General features: G+C 71.5%; 15 protein-coding genes. 4 read left to right on the forward strand and 11 right to left on the reverse strand.

Features of this window, described 5'->3' with window-relative positions; translation table 11 throughout:
- Positions 1–127: 127 nt before the first annotated feature.
- Both PUR26_RS10065 and PUR26_RS10070 read left to right on the forward strand, forming a co-directional pair.
- Positions 128–439, forward strand: coding sequence for a TraR/DksA C4-type zinc finger protein (locus PUR26_RS10065; RefSeq protein ID WP_329871287.1), 312 nt, complete (start codon positions 128–130; stop codon positions 437–439).
- Positions 440–488: 49 nt separating this feature from the next.
- Positions 489–860 (forward strand): TraR/DksA family transcriptional regulator, encoded by a 372-nt coding sequence (locus PUR26_RS10070; RefSeq protein WP_329871289.1) that lies wholly within the window; start codon positions 489–491, stop codon positions 858–860.
- 175 nt (positions 861–1,035) lie between these two features.
- Here PUR26_RS10070 and PUR26_RS10075 read toward each other — a convergent pair whose 3' ends face one another.
- The 6 genes from PUR26_RS10075 to PUR26_RS10100 form a co-directional block, all read right to left on the reverse strand.
- Complete coding sequence (locus PUR26_RS10075) at positions 1,036–1,587, reverse strand: SMI1/KNR4 family protein (RefSeq protein ID WP_329871291.1); 552 nt, start codon at positions 1,585–1,587, stop codon at positions 1,036–1,038.
- Positions 1,588–2,072: 485 nt separating this feature from the next.
- The gene (locus PUR26_RS10080) at positions 2,073–3,275 is read right to left on the reverse strand and encodes a hypothetical protein (RefSeq protein WP_329871293.1); all 1,203 of its coding nucleotides are present in this window, start codon (positions 3,273–3,275) and stop codon (positions 2,073–2,075) included.
- A gap of 120 nt (positions 3,276–3,395) precedes the next feature.
- Positions 3,396–3,671, reverse strand: a complete 276-nt coding sequence (locus PUR26_RS10085) for a hypothetical protein (protein WP_329871295.1) — start codon at positions 3,669–3,671, stop codon at positions 3,396–3,398.
- 24 nt (positions 3,672–3,695) lie between these two features.
- The gene (locus tag PUR26_RS10090) at positions 3,696–5,366 is read right to left on the reverse strand and encodes a sodium:solute symporter family protein (protein ID WP_329871297.1); all 1,671 of its coding nucleotides are present in this window, start codon (positions 5,364–5,366) and stop codon (positions 3,696–3,698) included.
- Positions 5,367–5,966: 600 nt separating this feature from the next.
- A complete protein-coding gene (locus PUR26_RS10095) occupies positions 5,967–7,037 on the reverse strand; it encodes a glycoside hydrolase family 43 protein (RefSeq protein ID WP_329871299.1) in 1,071 nt (356 codons plus the stop codon).
- Between the two features lie 405 nt (positions 7,038–7,442).
- Positions 7,443–9,251 carry an acyl-CoA dehydrogenase family protein gene (locus PUR26_RS10100; protein ID WP_329871301.1) on the reverse strand — a complete coding sequence of 603 codons (1,809 nt, stop codon included), beginning with the start codon at positions 9,249–9,251 and terminating at the stop codon, positions 7,443–7,445.
- A 427-nt stretch (positions 9,252–9,678) separates the two neighbouring features.
- Here PUR26_RS10100 and PUR26_RS10105 point away from each other — a divergent pair, with 427 nt between their 5' ends.
- Both PUR26_RS10105 and PUR26_RS10110 read left to right on the forward strand, forming a co-directional pair.
- Positions 9,679–10,338: a maltokinase N-terminal cap-like domain-containing protein gene (locus PUR26_RS10105; RefSeq protein ID WP_329871303.1), complete on the forward strand. Its 660-nt coding sequence runs from the start codon at positions 9,679–9,681 to the stop codon at positions 10,336–10,338.
- Between the two features lie 381 nt (positions 10,339–10,719).
- Positions 10,720–11,169 carry a GNAT family N-acetyltransferase gene (locus tag PUR26_RS10110; RefSeq protein ID WP_329871305.1) on the forward strand — a complete coding sequence of 150 codons (450 nt, stop codon included), beginning with the start codon at positions 10,720–10,722 and terminating at the stop codon, positions 11,167–11,169.
- A gap of 667 nt (positions 11,170–11,836) precedes the next feature.
- On the opposite strand, the gene PUR26_RS10115 is transcribed toward PUR26_RS10110, so the two are convergent.
- The 5 genes from PUR26_RS10115 to PUR26_RS10135 form a co-directional block, all read right to left on the reverse strand.
- A complete protein-coding gene (locus PUR26_RS10115; RefSeq protein ID WP_329871307.1) occupies positions 11,837–12,844 on the reverse strand; it encodes an iron-containing redox enzyme family protein in 1,008 nt (335 codons plus the stop codon).
- On the reverse strand, positions 12,825–13,133 hold the full coding sequence (locus tag PUR26_RS10120) for a CDGSH iron-sulfur domain-containing protein (protein WP_329871308.1): 309 nt from the start codon (positions 13,131–13,133) through the stop codon (positions 12,825–12,827). Before PUR26_RS10120 ends, PUR26_RS10115 begins: the two co-directional genes overlap by 20 nt.
- A complete protein-coding gene (locus PUR26_RS10125; RefSeq protein WP_329871310.1) occupies positions 13,117–13,803 on the reverse strand; it encodes a HemK2/MTQ2 family protein methyltransferase in 687 nt (228 codons plus the stop codon). Before PUR26_RS10125 ends, PUR26_RS10120 begins: the two co-directional genes overlap by 17 nt.
- Positions 13,804–14,464: 661 nt before the next feature.
- On the reverse strand, positions 14,465–15,121 hold the full coding sequence (locus PUR26_RS10130; RefSeq protein ID WP_329871312.1) for a TOPRIM nucleotidyl transferase/hydrolase domain-containing protein: 657 nt from the start codon (positions 15,119–15,121) through the stop codon (positions 14,465–14,467).
- A gap of 712 nt (positions 15,122–15,833) precedes the next feature.
- A complete protein-coding gene (locus PUR26_RS10135; protein WP_329871314.1) occupies positions 15,834–16,310 on the reverse strand; it encodes a hypothetical protein in 477 nt (158 codons plus the stop codon).
- Positions 16,311–16,667: the final 357 nt, after the last annotated feature.

A 16,667-nucleotide genomic window follows, 5' to 3' on the forward strand; every position in this document is an offset into this window, starting at 1 on the left:
CACCGCCGGGGGCCTCCCGCCTCCCATGACGAGCCGCGCGACCGCCGACACGCCGCCCACCGCGCGCCGCACGCCGCACGCCGCACGCCTACGCACAAACCACAGAGAACAGAGAAAGGGATTGACCATGTCGCTCGATGTCAGCCGGGCCGAGGCCCACCCGCACGAGGCTCATGGGCGCCTGGAACACGCCCGTTCCTCCCGACTGGCACAACTGCGGGCCCTGGAAGAGACCGGACAGACCGCGGACGATCACTTGCTGTCCACGCAGAAGACGGCGGTGGAGCGGGTCCTCAAAGAGATCGAGGAAGCCTTCGCCCGCATCGAGGACGGCACCTACGGGATCTGCCTGGGCTGTGCCAAGCCCGTCCCGGCGGAGCGGCTGGAGATCCTGCCGTACACACGCTACTGCGTCGCCTGCCGGCGCCGCGCCGCCTGACCGCCGCCCGTGCCGGCCCTCCTCCCTGCCTCGGAAAAGGGGTGAAGTCGTGAACCACCGGACCATCGGCGGGAGCCCGGAACTCCTGTCCCACGAGGACCTCGCCGCACTGCGCGAGAACCTCTATGAGCAGCGCCTGTTCCGCAGAGAGCAACTGCGCCGAATCGGCGGGCCGGTCGCCCCCCGCGCCGAAGACCGGCTCCAGCAGCAGGCCGCCGCGCAGATCGAGGTGCGCGTCAAGCTCGCCGCCTCCGCCCGCATGGTCCTCGCCGACGTCGAAGCGGCCCTTGCGCGCATGGACGAGGGAACCTACGGCACCTGCCCCCTGTGCCGGACCCTCATCGACCGGGACCACCTGATGATCGTGCCGCAGGCCCGCTACTGCGCCCGCTGCCGGCAGACCAGAAGGACAGTCCCGTGACCCGCACACACCGCAGGCACACGGGGGCCGCCCGGCACGGGTGTGCCGGCCCTGACCGCCGTTGTGCCTGCCCTGGCCACCGCTGTGCCGCCGCCGCTGCTGCTGCTGCGGCATCGCCCTGGACATGGGAAGCGACGGCACCCGCGCCTGGATCGCCGGCAGGCGCGGGGCCGGTTCACAGCCGCGCGGTGGCGTCGGCCCAGGGCGACAGGCCGAAGACGTCGCCGAGCCCGTCTTCTCCGTACCGGCCTCGACCGTCCAGCCAGGTCTCCAGCCACTCGGCGAGGCTGCCCGCGTCGACGAACCAGGCCTTGGAGAGGTCCTGGCCGCTGATCGTATGGGGATCGAAGAGCAGAACCGTTCCGTCATCGCTGTGGCAGTCCACGCAGGTGAACACCGCGCAGCCCCGGTCCAGCACCGGCACCACCCCTTCGGGCCAGGACCACCAGGTTTCCGATCCTTCCGGAGGGATCCTGTCCACGTACCCCTTGACGACCGACGTCTCCCAATCCGCCTCCGGGCCGCCGGAGAGGGGCAGCACGGAGCCCGCGGGGCCGAAGCCCCCGTTGCCCACCCCGCGATAGAGCGCGGCGAGCAGGGGATGCAGCCGAAAGCCCAGAGTGCGCTGGGCCGCGTCCAACTCTGCGGCGGAAACCGGAGGCTGGAGCAGGTCACTCGCCGCCGACGCGACCGCGACGCGGTTGATCAACTCTTCGAAGTCGTTCACTGCCGCATCTTCTCCGATACGTCCGGCAGCCCACGAGCCGCAGCCCTCGGGCCTCGGGCCTCGGGCCTCGGGCCTCGGGCCTCGGGCCTCGGGTGGAGGCGATCAGGAAGCGGTGTCACGGGCGCCGGGGGGTGCCGGATCGGCCCCGTCGGAGGCGGTGATCCGAAGGGTGCGGCCGGCCCGGTGGCCCGGTGTCCTCGACGCTGTGCACCCGATCCATGCCCTACGGGAGAGCGGGTGACCGGACCCCACCCCATCTCCGTCACCCGAAGCCGCGCCCCGGGCCGGGCGCCGTCGACCGGTGGCTGCGGATACCCGTTCCCCACCGGTCGGCGGCCGGCCCGGCCCAGCCATGTGGACCCGGGACATCAGCTGACCGTGACGGTGTGTGCGGACGTTCCGGGCGCCGTCCGGACGGCGCCGGACAGCGGCGCTGCGGCGCAATGGGGCGCAACCGAGCGGAACGGCGGCCGGCACGTCCGCTCCTACGCCTGCTCGACCGTGATGCCCGACTGCTCCAGCAGCCGCAGGACGCTCTCGAAGCAGTTCGGTTCGCCCTCCGGGTCGGTGCTCACCGACGCCAGCGCCTCCCGGGCGATGTGGGCGTCGTGCCAGATCAGGGTGATCGGTCCGGGCAGAGGATCGATGCCGCAGGAACAGCCACGCAGTGTGGCCCAGCACTGGGCGAAATGCCTGCCGGGGCCGCCGAGGGCCTCACCGACGGCGCACTGGACGCCCGGGACGTCCGTGGCGAACCGGCCGTCCAGGTGGCAGGTGTCGCCTGTCCGGTCCTCACCGCCGACGGGCGTGGTGAACCGGAGCCACTCCGCCCTGGCCCTCGTATCGAGCGGGGCCCATACGTTGGGCCTGCTGGGGACGCCCTCGTACCATGCGTCCCAGGCCGGGCGGGCACCGTACGGCAGCGGTCTGGGGAAGCCGCCGCCGACCCGGATGTCGACGAGGGCTCCCCCGAGCACGGACGGGCGTGCCTCCTGTACGTGCAGGAAGAAGTGGTCCTCGACCCGGACCACGCGTCCCATGCGGTCGAGGAGGAACAGGGACAGGGGGTCTCCGGCTTCCCGACGGGTGGTCAGGCGCCGCAGCAGCGGCTCCTCGGGTTCGCATCCGAGGAGAGTGAGCACCGGTCTCGCGGCCGGCCGCCGCTGCCCGTAGAGGCCGTCCACCCGTCGGCACTCGCCGATCAGTCCACCGCCCCACCCGTTGAAGAGCAGGACCCGGTCCGACCGGGGCGCCTCCGTGTGCGCACCCGGCCAGTCGCCGACCTCGGCCTCGATCACCACGTCCACGCGCGAGGAATCATCGGCGTCGGGGCGGCTGTCGAGCACCACGACGCCGGTCAGAGCCCAGTCGTGCGCGGGCTTGTCCGCATCCTCGTGCTCGACGAGCAGGGACAGGTCACCCAGCCGGTCGCGTTCCCGCGCGGCCCCGTCGACGGCCTTGCGCAGCCTGCCCTGCGGCATGCACCCGGTGAGCGTCAGCCGCTCGCGGCGCGGCTCCTCCGCGAACAGACCCCGGATGTCGGAGCACCGCGCCCACACCGTCTGCTCCCTGTCCCACTCCTCGCTCACCAACAGGAACCGCAGCGGATGGCTCCGCTCCCAGGTCCAGCTCCGGTCTTCGTAGCGCTCCCCGCGCCGGGCCTCGTACAGCCCCCCGCCCTCGTCCATGCTCCCGATCATAAGAGGACCGAGGTCTCGCGCCCCGCACCACGGCGCACACGGAACCCGTGTGCGCCGCAGCGGTGTCCGCAGCGGCGCTGTCGCCACGGGCACGAGGGACAGGATCGGTCACTCGTGGGACGGCAGGGGCGGCGCCAGCGGGCGCAGTCGGAGCCAGATCAGGAAGAACAGCCCGAGGGCCAGCATGCCCAGCCCCGTCCAAAGGTTGATGTTGACGCCGACGGCCTTCTTCAGGTCCGCGTCGGACGCGGTGAACCCGGCCGCCGTGACGATGATCCCGTAGACCGTGAACAGGCCGCCGATGATGCGCCGGATGTCGAAGAGGCGGGCGGCGGTGGCGGACTTCTGCTCCAGCTCGGAGACTTCACGCTGCAGTTCGGACATTTCTCGGTGCCTCCGGTCGGCAGGTCAGAAGGAGTACGGGATGTAGCAGGCGGCGGCCAGGGCGATCGCGCCCCAGCCAAGCAGGGCGGGGCGGCGGTACCAGGCGTCGTCGCCCTCGGACGGCGCCTCCTCCATGCCCGGTGACCTCGTCCCGTACACCAGGCCCGCGAGCTCCGACTCGGGCTTCGGAGCGGTGAAGAGGGTGACGACGACCATCACCACCGCGCCCGCGACGAAGCCGACGATCGCGGAGACGAAGTTGGCGCCCTGGTCGGTCGGGATGTCGACGACGCCCTGCTTGTAGATGACGAAGTAGTTGACCATCGCGGCGCCGGTTCCGGCGATCAGGCCCCAGAAGCCGGACTTCATCGAGGCCCGCTTCCAGAACATGCCGATGATGAAGACGACGAACATCGGCACGTTGAAGAAGGAGAACAGGGTCTGGAGGTACCCCATGATGTTGGAGAAGCTGGCGGCCAGGAACGCCGTGCCGATGGAGGCGATGACGCCGATCGCCGTGATCAGTCGGCCGAAGCGCAGGTAGTACGTGTCGTCGCGGTCCTTGACCACGTACTTCGCCCAGATGTCGGCGGTGAATACGGTGTTGAAGGACGAGACGTTCGCCGCCATGCCGGCCATGAAGGCCGCCAGCAGACCGGTCACGGCTATGCCCAGCACACCGTTGGGCAGCAGTTCCTGCATCAGCAGCGGGATCGCGTCGTTGTAGGTGAGGTCCGACCCCGCCGTGCCGATCTTCGGGACGAGGACGGCGGCGACCAGGCCCGGGATCATCACCACGAAGACGATGAAGATCTTCGGGAAGGCGGCGATCAGCGGAGTGCGCTGTGCGGCGGAAAGGTTCTTCGCGGACAGGGCGCGCTGCACCTCGGCGAAGTTGGTGGTCCAGTAGCCGAAGGAGAGCACGAAGCCCAGACCGAGGACGATCGTCAGCCAGTTGGCGCCGAGCGGATTGGCGTCACCGATGCCCGTACCGCCCCAGGCGGAGAGGAAGTCGGAGCCGTGCTGCCTCTCCAGCGAGCCGGTCAGTCCGTCCCAGCCGCCGACCCGCTTCAGACCGAGGATGGTCAGCGGAATGAGCGCGGCCAGGATCACGAAGAACTGGAGGACCTCGTTGTAGATCGCGGAGGACAGTCCCCCGACCGTGATGTACGCGAGGACGAAGAAGCCGGCGACCACGATCGCGACCCACTGCGGCCAGCCGAGCAGCGCCTCGACGACGATCGACAGGGCGTAGAGGTTGACACCGGCGATCAGGATGGCGGCGAAGGCGAACAGGACCGAACTGAGCAGGTGTGCCGACCGGTCGAAGCGCTGGAGCAGGAACTCGGGCACCGAGCGGACCTTGGAGCCGTAGTAGAAGGGCATCATCACCAGGCCCAGGAAGACCATGGCCGGGATGGCGCCGATCCAGTACCAGTGGACGACGGCGACGCCGTACTGCGCGCCGGTCGCCGCCATGCCCAGGATCTCGGTGGCACCCAGGTTGGCCGCAACGAAGGCCAGCCCGGTGACCCACGCGGGCAGCGAGCGGCCCGAGAGGAAGAAGTCGAGACTGGTCTTCACACTCGCCCGGGCGGCGAATCCTATGCCCAGGACCACGGCGAAGTAGATCGCCAGAATCGTGTAGTCGAGCCCGTTCGTGGGGAGCCGGAGCCCGTCGGCCAAGTAATGCATGGGTACTCGCTTCGTCGCGCGAACTGTTCACCACGGAACCTATGTGCGGGAGCACAGAAAGAGAACCTTTCACCTGCGCTTCTTTGTTGGATTGTGATTGAACGTGGTGGAAATGCCGGAAGAAAGCGCTACCATCGACGGGCTTCACCACTCGTAGGGACCGCGCGGTGACACGTGGGCAGGGGCAGGCGACGCCCCGGCCGTCCGCCGCCCGGGCGGTCCAGCGGTCACGGGGCCGCGGCACGCTCGGCGACGGAGTGACGCAGTCCCGTCCGGCCGTCGGCCGGCCCGCGCCTCCTCACGCGGCCATCCGCGGGAACCGAGCACGTCGGCGGGCAGCGGCACCGCACCACGGCGCCGGCTCGTCCGCCGTTCACGCGGCGCCGGTGAAGGCTGCGGGGCCGCCCCGGCGTCGGCCGGCGGCCCGGTCACCCCCGGCGACCACGGGCCCGGCACGGAGCGTCGGCCGGCGGCCCGGTCATGGCAGGATCCGCCTCGCCTCGGCTCGCCCGACGGCGGCCGGGCCTCTTGCGCGGCCGCCGACGAGGGAATCCTGCGCGAGCACGGTGCCCCTGGGCGCGTACAACGCCTGTCCCGCCGCTACTCGAAGAACTTGAGGCTCCAGCCGGTATCGGTGTTCGGGCCGGGGACGCCGGCACGGCTGTAGGTGGTGTTGCCCCACCAGGCGAACGAGCCGGTGTACCAAGAGCGGTTCGCCCACGAGTACGGCGTTCCCTTCGGAACCGCGTGGAACATCAGGGGGAACGTCGGGCCGGCGGGCGGGCTGGTGGCGATGTCGCCGTCGAGCAGGACGAAGCTGTGGTGACCCGGGCCGTTGACGTGCAGGGTCGGGTCCCAGCCGGGCATCATGGTCGAGCGGTTGGAGCCGAACAGGCAGCCGTTCGACTTGTACCAGTCCCACACGTATGTCGGGTCGCCGCCGGCCCGCAGCCTCAGGTCGGCCAGGCAGTACTGGTCGCTCCAACTGCCGTTGGCGGAGTACACGATGTGCAGCTGGCCGTTCGGGTCCTTGATGGCTTCGGGGCTCTCGTTGATGAAGGGGCTCCCGACCACCCGCTCCCAGCCCTCCCGGGGCTGCGAGATGACGTACCTCGTGCCGACCGGTGTGGTCGGGCTGCTCATCCGGGCGATGTAGAGGTTCTGCTCGACGTCGGTGTCGCCGGACCAGCCGGACCAGACGAACCAGCGCTGCCCGTTGAAGGTGAACAGGGTTCCGTCAATGGCCCATTTGTCGTCCGGGAGGGCCAGCTTCACCTCCGCGGTGTAGCCACTGTCGGGGTTCGCGGAACCGATCACGTACATCCGGTGAGCCGGTCCGCTTCCGGCCGAGAAGTAGATGTAGTAGCGGCCGCCCTCCGTGACGATCTCCGGAGCCCAGACCTCACCCCGGTTCCGGGTGTCCGTCCAGACCTGCCGAGCGGCCGCCGTGGCCAGCGCCGCGGGTGACGCGGCCTGCCGCACCGCGATGCCGCCACCCGTCGACTGCACCGATATGTAGGTACCACCGACCCGGATCACGCTGGGGTCCGCGGCCCGGAGACCGGTCTGGCCCGCCTGGGCGGGTACGGCGGACGACAGCGCCAGCACGGCGGCGAGGACACCGGACAGCACAAAGGCCGCAGCGCCTGAAATGCAGCGAAACAGTGTCATGGTCCCGTCCCTCGAGTGGCCCGATGCGAGGTCGGGCCGACATGAAGACTCAGACGTAGAGGCTCTACCGGAAAGGTGGCAGCGGGTAAACCTCTCCTTGGCATTGCCCCCTCTCTTCACCGACGCCGTTCACATCGATGGAAGGGCACCTTCACAGCATCAACTCGTGTGCTGGGCATGTCAATCCATCGCGTGGGCAGGACGCGCTGAGGACCGCTGGGCGACACCCGAAGCCGCGCAGCGGACTCAACGGCCCGCCTGTCGACCGAAGCCGGTCGCCCCGCCCTCCCCCGGCATGAACCGTTCGGACGCCACGGCCGGTCCCGGGTTCAAGAGCGGGTTCGGCGCCACCCGTGCCGGTTGCCCGTGCCGCGTCACCGTCGGGCTGGGCGGCGTGGCGCCCGGTCACATGGGTGCGGGGGCGGTGACCGGAAGATCGGCGGTCGGGTCGAGGAGGGGCAGGCGCCGCAACAGCTCCTCGGGCACGGCGAAGGCCTCCACGAGGAGGCCCAGTTGCGGGGTGAGCCGGACGCAGAGGTCGTCGACGGCCCCCGGCAGGAACCGTACCTCCTCGACGGTCAGGAGGTCTGCGGCGAGGAGATCGCCGCTGACCGGACGCAGCTTCTCCAGCAGGAACAGACGGCACAGATCGCTCAGCAGGGGCGCGGCCTCGGCATCGGCGGCGGCGATCGCGTCGAGAAAGGCGTCGGCGGCCCGGACCACCGCGTGGGCGTCCACGGCTTCCTGTGCCGGGCCGACCGCGCGGTTGAAGCGGGCCAGCGGATCCCCCGCCGGTCCCGCGCGAAGTGCTGCCGATGCCTGCGACCGCGACCGGGCCTCGTGTGCGGCGAAGAGGTCCCGCAGTGCGCGGACGTCCCCGAGCGCCCGGCCGGAGGCCGTACGGGGCGGCGTGTCGGCGGGTGCGAAGAGGAGTTCGCCAGCGGCCTTGACCCAGATGACCAGGTTGTCGCCCTCGGCGGTGATGGCGCCCTCGATGTCGACGGGGAAGTCGGCCAGGCCGTTGGCGGGGAAGAGTCCCTGTGCCCCGCAGCGTTCCCGGCACTCGATGAGGATCTGGCGGCCCTGCCAGGTGTTCCACGCCTTGGTGACGGCGACGAGGCGTTCCACGTCCTCACGCTCGTGGGGTTCGTGGCGGGCCCAGGCCCGGGTGGCGGCGCGGTGCAGAAAGGTCATGGCGTAGGCGTGTGCGGTGGCCTTGAGCAGTCGGTCCTGATGGCTTCGGAAGGCGGCCAGCGGAACGCGGCGGCCGGCCGTCATGCCGGCGACGTGCCGCTGGTGCGCGTAGCACACGGCGATGGTCAGCGCGGCCCGCACGGCTCCGACGCCGCAGGCGCTCATGCAGAGCTTGCCGGCGGTGACGCGGCCGATGCTTCGCAGGAACCTTTTGCGCCGGTTGCCGACACCGCTCGTCAGCGTCCCGTCCGCAGCGAGCCGGCCGTGCGCGCCCTGCAGCAGGGCGGAAGCGGGCAGTTCGACGTGGTCGAAGGTGGTCAGGCAGTGGTCGACCGGGCTGCCGGTGCGCTCGTCGAGCTGCTGCACCCGGATCCCGGGCCGGAAACCGGCGGCATCGCTCAGCTCGACCAGGAACAGGAAGACCCCCAGGTCCTGCCCCCCGGACAGCAGACGAGCGGCGACCACCGCGCTCTTCGCGCCCCCGGCCAAGCTGGTGTTGGGCATGAACTTGCGCGCACCAGGGTGCGGAGTGTGCAGGACGAAACCTCCGGACGACCTGTCGAATGTGGCCGTGGTCTCCAACTGCGCGGCGTCGTTGCCGTGGTCGCTCTCGGTGCACAGGAACGTCCCCAGGCGCTCCATCGCCGCCAGCGGCGCCAGGTCCCGGCGCGGATCGGCGTCGTGATCGAGCAGGCTGCCCATGAAAAGGTTGTAGTGGATGCCCGCGACGGTGGTCAGCCCGCCGTCCACCATCGCCGCCCACTCGTGCAGGGCCGCCAGCCGATGCACGTCCCCGGCCAGCTCCCACGGGTCGTCCACGGACGCGTTGACCAGGTTCAGCCGCCGGTAGGCGAGGTCGATCCGTTCCTGGCGGTCCAGGCCGTCCCGGTAGGCGAACGCCTCCCCGGCGACCACGTGGCGCCAGTGCTCGTGCACGCTTCCTTCGTCACCGAAGAGCGACCGGGACAACTCCGTGGAGAGCCGCTTGGCCCTCTGCTCTTCTCCCTGCGTAAAGATCATGATCGGTTAAACGGTTCACCAGGCGACAGGTCACGCCCGAGCGCGCAGCGCCGCTCGGGCGGACGCGCCGGCCCCGCGGGTGCCGGCGCCGCCATCGCTCGCTTGTGGCGGCCGTGGGTCCGAGTCGGTGCGGGGCCCGGTCAGGTCGCGACCGTCCGGGCCCGGTCAGGTCGGAGAGCGCGATGCCGTCGTCCTCTTCCACGCGGGGCCAGGGGGTGAGCCACTCGCGGCTGGCTCGGGTCCGGCCCGTCCTCAGGCCGGCGGCCGCCTGTGCGCGGTGGAGGCCGAACGACGCACGAGCCGGGACCTGTTGCCCCTCCCGTAGGCGTGTGCGCGCCGTCCTCCGGAGGTCCGTGCCGAGCGGCCGCAGATGGGCCCACCTGGAAGACTGGGCACTCACTCACGTGCTCCGAGGGAAGGTTCAGCCATGGCCGTCATCCACCACACCACGCTCAAGCCCACCAAACTGGAACTGCTCACCGGCTGGCTTCCGTCGAGGCCGTGGTTCACCGGCGGCCACGAACCGGAGCTGGTCAAGGCCGGCGGTTTCCGCCTCGACGACCCCCAGGGAGAGGTCGGCATGGAGCTGATGGCGCTCGTCGACACAGCCGGGTCCGAGCCGGTCACGTACTTCGTGCCGCTCACGTACCGCGGCGCGCCGCTGGAAGGGGCGGACCACGCTCTCATCGGCACCATGGAGCACGGGGTACTGGGACGGCGCTGGGTGTACGACGGCTGCCACGACCCGGCGCTGGTGGCCCAGCTGTTCGCCCTGGCCGACGGCCGGGTACGGGCACAGGACCAGAATGCCAGCGACACACCCGATCGTGACGTCACCAGCTCGTACACCGGTGGGCCGGCACTCACGGGTGCCGGAGCCACCACCCGCGACACGCGGGAAGGCACCGGTCTGCGCACACCGCAAGGGGTGGTACTGGACGTGCGGCGGGTTCTTCGCCCCGCGTCCGACGGCCAGGCGCCCCTCGCCCCGGGGGCGGCGGGCCACATCGCCGGCGTGTGGGAGCTGCCGGACGGCGCCCGGGTCCGGGGCTCCTTCGCCGTCCTTCACATCAGCAGGGATGAGTGAACCCCCGGCCGCAACCGTGTCGCGCGGTCGAGCCCCGTGCCGCCTCCGGATGTACGCAGCGGCCCGTGCCGGCCGGACAACGCCCGCGATGGTGCCAGGGCGATGAACCGGACCGGCTCGGCGTCCCCGTGGCCGCCGCGCCGACGGGGTGGAAGCGACGCCCCTGGCCTCCGCCTCGCCGGCCCGGCCTCCCGACACCCTGGTTCGGCGTCCTGGGGCGGTCCGTCACGTCACGGAGCCGGTGAAGACCGGGGGCTCCGCGACGGCGCCGCGGCAGCACACTGGGATGATGCGGCCATGGACGTGGGTACCAGGACGGATGAGATACCTGCGGACCGGGTGACGCCCGGTCCGATGGGAGGCCGGCCCGTGCGATGGGCCATGCGCCCCGCGCAGCCGGCGGAGGTCGAGGCGATCGCGGAGCTTCGGGCGGCGGTGATGCGCCCGGACCTGGAACGGCTGGGTCGCTTCGACGAGCATCGGGTCCGGCAGCGGCTGCGGAACTCCTTCTCCCCGCAGTACACGTCGGTCATCCTGGCCCATGGAATCTTCGCGGGCTGTGTCACTCTGCGACCGGCCGAGGACGGGCGCTGGCTGGAGCATTTCTACCTCGCTCCCGGTATCCAGGGGCGGGGCGTCGGGTCGGCTGTTCTGGGAGCGCTGCTGGAGCGTACCGATGACGACGGCGTGCCCGTGCGCCTGAACGTCCTCCAGGGCAGCGCTGCCCGGCGGCTGTACGAGCGCCACGGATTCACCGTCGAGGCAGCGGACCCGATCGACGTGCGCATGGTGCGACGGCCGGGAGCGGGGACCGGCCGGGATTCCGGCTGAGGCGCCCGGGGAGGAGCGGGAGCCGCTGCCGGTTCCGCCCCGGTCTCCGCAGTCACCGGATACCGCCGGACCTCGCCACGGCCACCCCCATGACGAGGCGGCCCCACCGGGAGCCGCCGTGTATGGGCACGGGTACGGCACGCGAGCCGGACGCTTGGCCGGCGCGGGCCGGCCCGGATCGCACGCAGCCGTATCAGGCCTTCGGCAACGCCCGGAGCAGTGTCTCGGCCGGCTTCTGGGCCGACAGGCACCGGTCCTCTTCGTCAGCGTCGCGATCGGCCGAGAACCACACGCTCACCGCGGGGTCCCCGCTCTTGTCGACGCCCTTCGCCGGGTTTCCGGGCGTATCGCCTCCCCGGGGCAGCAAGGCGGGCGGCCCGTGTCGAGCGGCTGCCGCACGTAGCCCGGTCCGCCGCCCCGCCGCCGACGGCGCATACGGCGCTGACGCTGCGCGGCCTGCCGCGGGACGGCTGCCGTCGGCGACTCGTGCTCGTCCGCGGCTGCGCCGACGGGACGGGAGGCGGCGCCTGAGGCGTTCTCCGCGAAGGAGCGGAGCCCCTCGAAGGGCGGGGGTGCGGGTCCGCTCGCCGCAGCGGCGGACGCCGGGTGACGGCCCTCGGTGCAAGCCGGAGCGATACGCCGCCCGCGGAACGGTGCGCGGCGTGCGTCAGCTTCGGCGCAGCGCCGACCGTCCGTCCCTCCACGCCTTCAGGAGATGGGCGGCCAGCCTGCTCTCCAAGTACACCGTGGCATCCGATCCGAACGCCACGTCCGCCTCCAGATGCGGCTCTTCGGCGAGCAGGCCGCCGACCACTTCTCGGCGTACGACCTGTTCGTGTACGGCGTCCGCCTCCACATGCTCCGCGTAGAAACGCTCGGCGGCCGGCCCGGCGCCGGTGCGCCGCATCGCCGCCGCGAGCCGGCGTGAGCCCGGCGACGAGGTGACCTCGACACAGGCGAAGTGGCCCACCAGTGCGCCGCGCAACGCCCGGTGCAGACCGAACAGGGTCATCACGTTGACGACGGCGAGGGCGGCGGCGGGCGCCGCGTCCAGATAGTGGCCGTAGCGGGTCTCCAGCCCGAGGTCGGTCATCAGGTCGGCGAAGAGCTGGGCATGGACGTTCTCCGCGCGCCCGGCGCCGAATTCGTCGTACTCGATGGCAACCATGCCGGCCTTGGCCCGGCCGCGCAGCCGGGGGATCACCCAGGCGTGCGGATCCGCCTCCTTCAGGTGGTAGAGCGAGCGCAGCGCGGCGTACTCCCGGATCTGCCACAACTCGCCCTCGTGCTCCAGGTGATGAGCGACGCTGTCCCGGTGGTCGGTGGACTCGACCAGCAGCTCCCCGAAAGCCTCGTCGGTGTTCCGTCCGGCGGGCACATCGGCACGCAGCGCGCCGAGGAAGCGTTCCTCGAGCGCCCGGCGCAGCGGCATCAGCGCGGGGTCCCACTCCCGGTCCTCGGCGACGCCGGCGAATCCGCGGTAGTGCAGCTCGTAGAGCGTGTAGAGGGCCAGGTGCAGATCCTCCCCGTACGGGTCCGCTTCCACGGCCTCGCGTACCGGGGGAGGGTCCTGGTGCGGCACGGCGAGCGCCGCGAGCAGACCGGCGGAGAGGGGGCCTCTGGCCGCCGGAAGGGTGGGGCACGCATGCCTGTGGTCAGTGGTTGTCGCCGTCATGGGTGTCCTTCGGGTCGTTGCCGGAGCTCTGGTCGCCGGAGCCCTGGTCGTCGCCGGAGTGCCGGTCGTTGGCACGGCGTCCGGCGGCGGGGGGCCTCTTGTGACCGCGGTGGCTCGTGTCGCACCACGGGTAGGAACGGCTGCGGCGGCAGGTGCAGACGGCGACGACGAACCGGTCGGAGGTGCTGATGGTGCCGTCCTCCCCCACGACGTCCACCGGTCCTTCGATCAGAATCGGACCGTCACGGTCGACGGTGACCCGCCTGGGGCGCTCAGCCTCGTTCGGCACGGATGACCACCAGTTCCTCTTCGTCCTCGTCGGCGCCGATCAGGCCTTGTGCGCGCAGCCACGGCAGGCGCGCGGTCATCACCGGGCCGAAGGGCACGGAGGACCGGTCGGCCACCGTGCAGTGCAGACCGGCGTCGGTCAGCTTCCCCAGCGTCTCCTCGGCGCCGCAGAGACCGGAATGCACCATGAGCAGCACACCCCGTGGCCGGAGCACATCACGGGCGAAGGCGCAGATCCGGTCGACGGCCCGCCGCCCGCCGTGGCCGGCGTTCCAGGCGATCTCGGCCCGGTGACGGCGGGCCCGGTGGGCGTGGGGTGTGGGCACGTACGGAGGGTTGCTCACCACCAGATCGAAGCGCTGCTGGGCGACCGGCCCGGTGAGGTCGCCGCGCCACACCTGCACCCGCTGACCGGCGCGGGCCGCGTTCAGCCGAGCGGTCATCACGGCACGCCAGGAGATGTCGGTCGCGGACACCCGGGCCCCCCTGCGCGCTGCCAGCAGGGCGAGCGCGCCGCTACCCGTGCAGATGTCGAGGACGTCCATGTCCTCCGTGATCCTCTCGGCCTCGAGCGCCTGGGCCAGCAGATGGGTATCGGCCTGAGGGGTGTAGACCCCCGGCAGCGTCCACAGCTTCCCCAGGTCGGCCGGGCGTGCGGCAGCGGTCGTCATCGAGAACCTCCGTCAGGATCAAAGATCTTCCCGTCACTCGCGAGGGCGCACGGGGCATCCACGCGTTCGACGCCCCGGTCCGCCGTCACCCCGGTCGGGGATCTTCCTCGTGCCCGCTCTCCGAGGTCACATGCCTGATGCACAGTGATCCACCGGGCGAGCCGTTCCCCCCTGGCAGCGGCTGCGGGAAGCAAGGGGGCTGCCACTCGACGGCCGCCGGCGGCGAGCAGCCGCACGCCGGGCCGCTTCCTGCGTCAGGCCGGTCCTGACAGCAGCCCTCGCGGCTTCCGGCCGATCGGTCGGCCCGGGGCGATCGGGTGACGGAGTCCCCGGATCGGTCGGAGGCGTGGCCACCCCTGCCCCTGCCCGCCCCGGGGGCCCGCTGGCTGGCGGGTCAGGGCCGGCAGGGCGCAGGCGTCCACGCACCCGGGCACGGCGAACGCCGGGCGACGCGGCCCGGTGAGGCCAGCTGGAGAAGGACCCGTCGCCCGCCTGCTGGGAGAACGGACATCCGAGGCCGCGCCGCTGCGGGAGGGCCGATGCGGCAGAGGCGGCCCCCTCGGCCGCCAGACTCTTGCGCGGGGCAGGGACCGCGAACCAGGACGCGGACGCGGGACGCAGCACCGACGTGCCGTCGGCGACGCCTGTGGCCCCGGTCGTCTCAGAGGTGGCCGAGGAGTCGTTCCAGAGGCCGGGGGACTCGCCCGAGGTCCAGATGCGCGACGAGGGCCTGGGCGTAGAGCGCCTTGCGCCCACTGTGCGTGCCCATGAAACGCCGCAGCTGCTGTTCCACGGGCCGCTCCCGCTGTGCCGGCTGGCTCTGGAAGGTACGGAAGGGGCGCGTCTCGCCCTGGGCGTCGATCACCTGCTGCACGCCCTCGGCCCCGAGTGCCCGGATCAGCTCGTCCTCCAGATCGGCGACGCACACGTGGAACCCCAGTGTCTCCAGCCCGGCACGCGTGAGACCGGAACCGAGCCCGACCCGCTCCAGATGTCGCCGGAAGTGCCGCTCCTCACCGATGTCGCAGAGACCGGCCAGTGGGAGGCCGAGTCCCGCCGGACCGCACGCGTCCAGGAAGCGCCCGATGTTCATCGCACCTCCGAGAGGGACGACCGCAACGCCCTCCGCGCCGAAATCGCGGCCGCGGCGTGCGGCCAGCGCTTCGACGGCGACCTGATCACTGCTCCCCTCGACGAGCACGACCGCGCGCACCCTGCCGTCGGCCAGTTCCCGCGCCACCGCGGCGGCTTCGGCCGCCCCCGCCCCGCCGGCCGCCCAGGCGATCAGCGCCGAACGGAATCGTCTCAACTCGTCCACGAGACCTCGCTTCCCCCGCGCCATCCTGGCAGGCCGAATCCCCCTGCGCCCACATGTTTCACGGCTCCAGGGACCCGAGCCCCATGAACCCGAGAGCGTCGGGAAAGCGCGGTGACCGGCGACTTCGGTGCTCCGTCGCCCTCCGGGTCGGCAGCATCGCGGAACGCACGCGATCAGCTGCCGTCACCACGGCGTACGAGACCGCCTCGCGCCGCGATGCCTCCTTCGGGCCGCCTGCGGCGTTCTCACCGTGTCTGATCGGCTCACAACGACCAGACCGCCAACACGGCCGGCCGGCCAGCGACTGCTGGGGGACGCGACCGATGGGTGGTTGTCGGGAGCGCGGCGGCGTCGCCGGGCGCGTCAGCCGGCGGAGCGACGCTGGCCGGTGAGAGAGTCGAACACCCAGGGATGTACTTCTGGCGGTTCGCCGCAGACCTCGCAGACGCCGGGACGCAGGAACACCCCGAAGTAGGTGTGAGCGAAGCCGCCGGGGCCGTCGTCATCGCGTTGCGCGGCTCTCGGGCAGTCCCGGCCGGGCCGGCAACGGCCGCGGCAGTCGTGACCGAAGACGGTCGGGTTCACCTCTTGCTGCACCCCTGCTGACTGCACACGTAGGAGCCGCCCGCATGGTGGGTCCACCACCGGGTGGGGCCCGAGGGGGTCCGGCCACAGGACGGTTCGCGATCTGTCGGGCGAAAGCCGTCGCTCATCAGACCCAGGCGTTGAAGAGTGCTCCTCCCACCGTGGTGATGCCATAGGAGCGTGCCGCGCGCCATTCGTTCCGGGACAGGGCCGAAGTGTCGACCCCGGAGAGAGGCATGGTGAGCTGGGCCCGGTCGAGCACCACGAAACCCAGGTGACCGAAGGTCTCGCTCCACGCCGGCGGTGCGAGGAACTCCTCCGTGTACCAGTTCCGTCGTTCCTGGGCGAATGCGATCCAGGGGAGGTGGGCGTGGCACAGGATGATGAACTCGCCTGAACCGTCGACGACCGTCGCAGTGTGGAACGTGCAAGGGTATGACTGTTTCTCCAGCTCACCCACCGTGCCTCCGGCGGCGCGGGCAGCCGCGTACAGCGCGGTCCGAAAGGTCGCGAGATCGGTTTCGGGAAGCGGGCCATCGCTCGGGCGGAAGAAGCCCGTCGCTCCCCGCGGGAGCACGCACTTCGCGTTCTCGTCGTCGACCATGTGCTCATCCTGCTCGTGGGTTCCGGCGGTGTGCCAAGTCTCCGGCAGAGGACCTGGCCGATCAACGTCGCACGGACGAAAGGCTCGGCACCATCGGAGCCGCCGGTGGTCGGGGCTCGTGGCACACCCCCGGGATCCCCGCGTGGACCGGCCGGCCCCGGCACCCGGCGTCGCCGACGCACGGACGCAACGGCCCGACCGCCCGGCAGCGCGGGGCGTGGCCGAAGGAGGACGATGCCTTGACTGTGGTCGACGGTCATGCCGGTGCTACGGCCGTGCGGGCACGGCACCTGCGTCGCCACCGCTCCCAACCTGCCAAGAGCACCGGCGGCGCAGGCCCGGCGCGGATGCGCGATC

Origin of the sequence: Streptomyces sp. SP18CS02 (assembly GCF_036322365.1) — a bacterium.
Classification (GTDB): domain Bacteria; phylum Actinomycetota; class Actinomycetes; order Streptomycetales; family Streptomycetaceae; genus Streptomyces.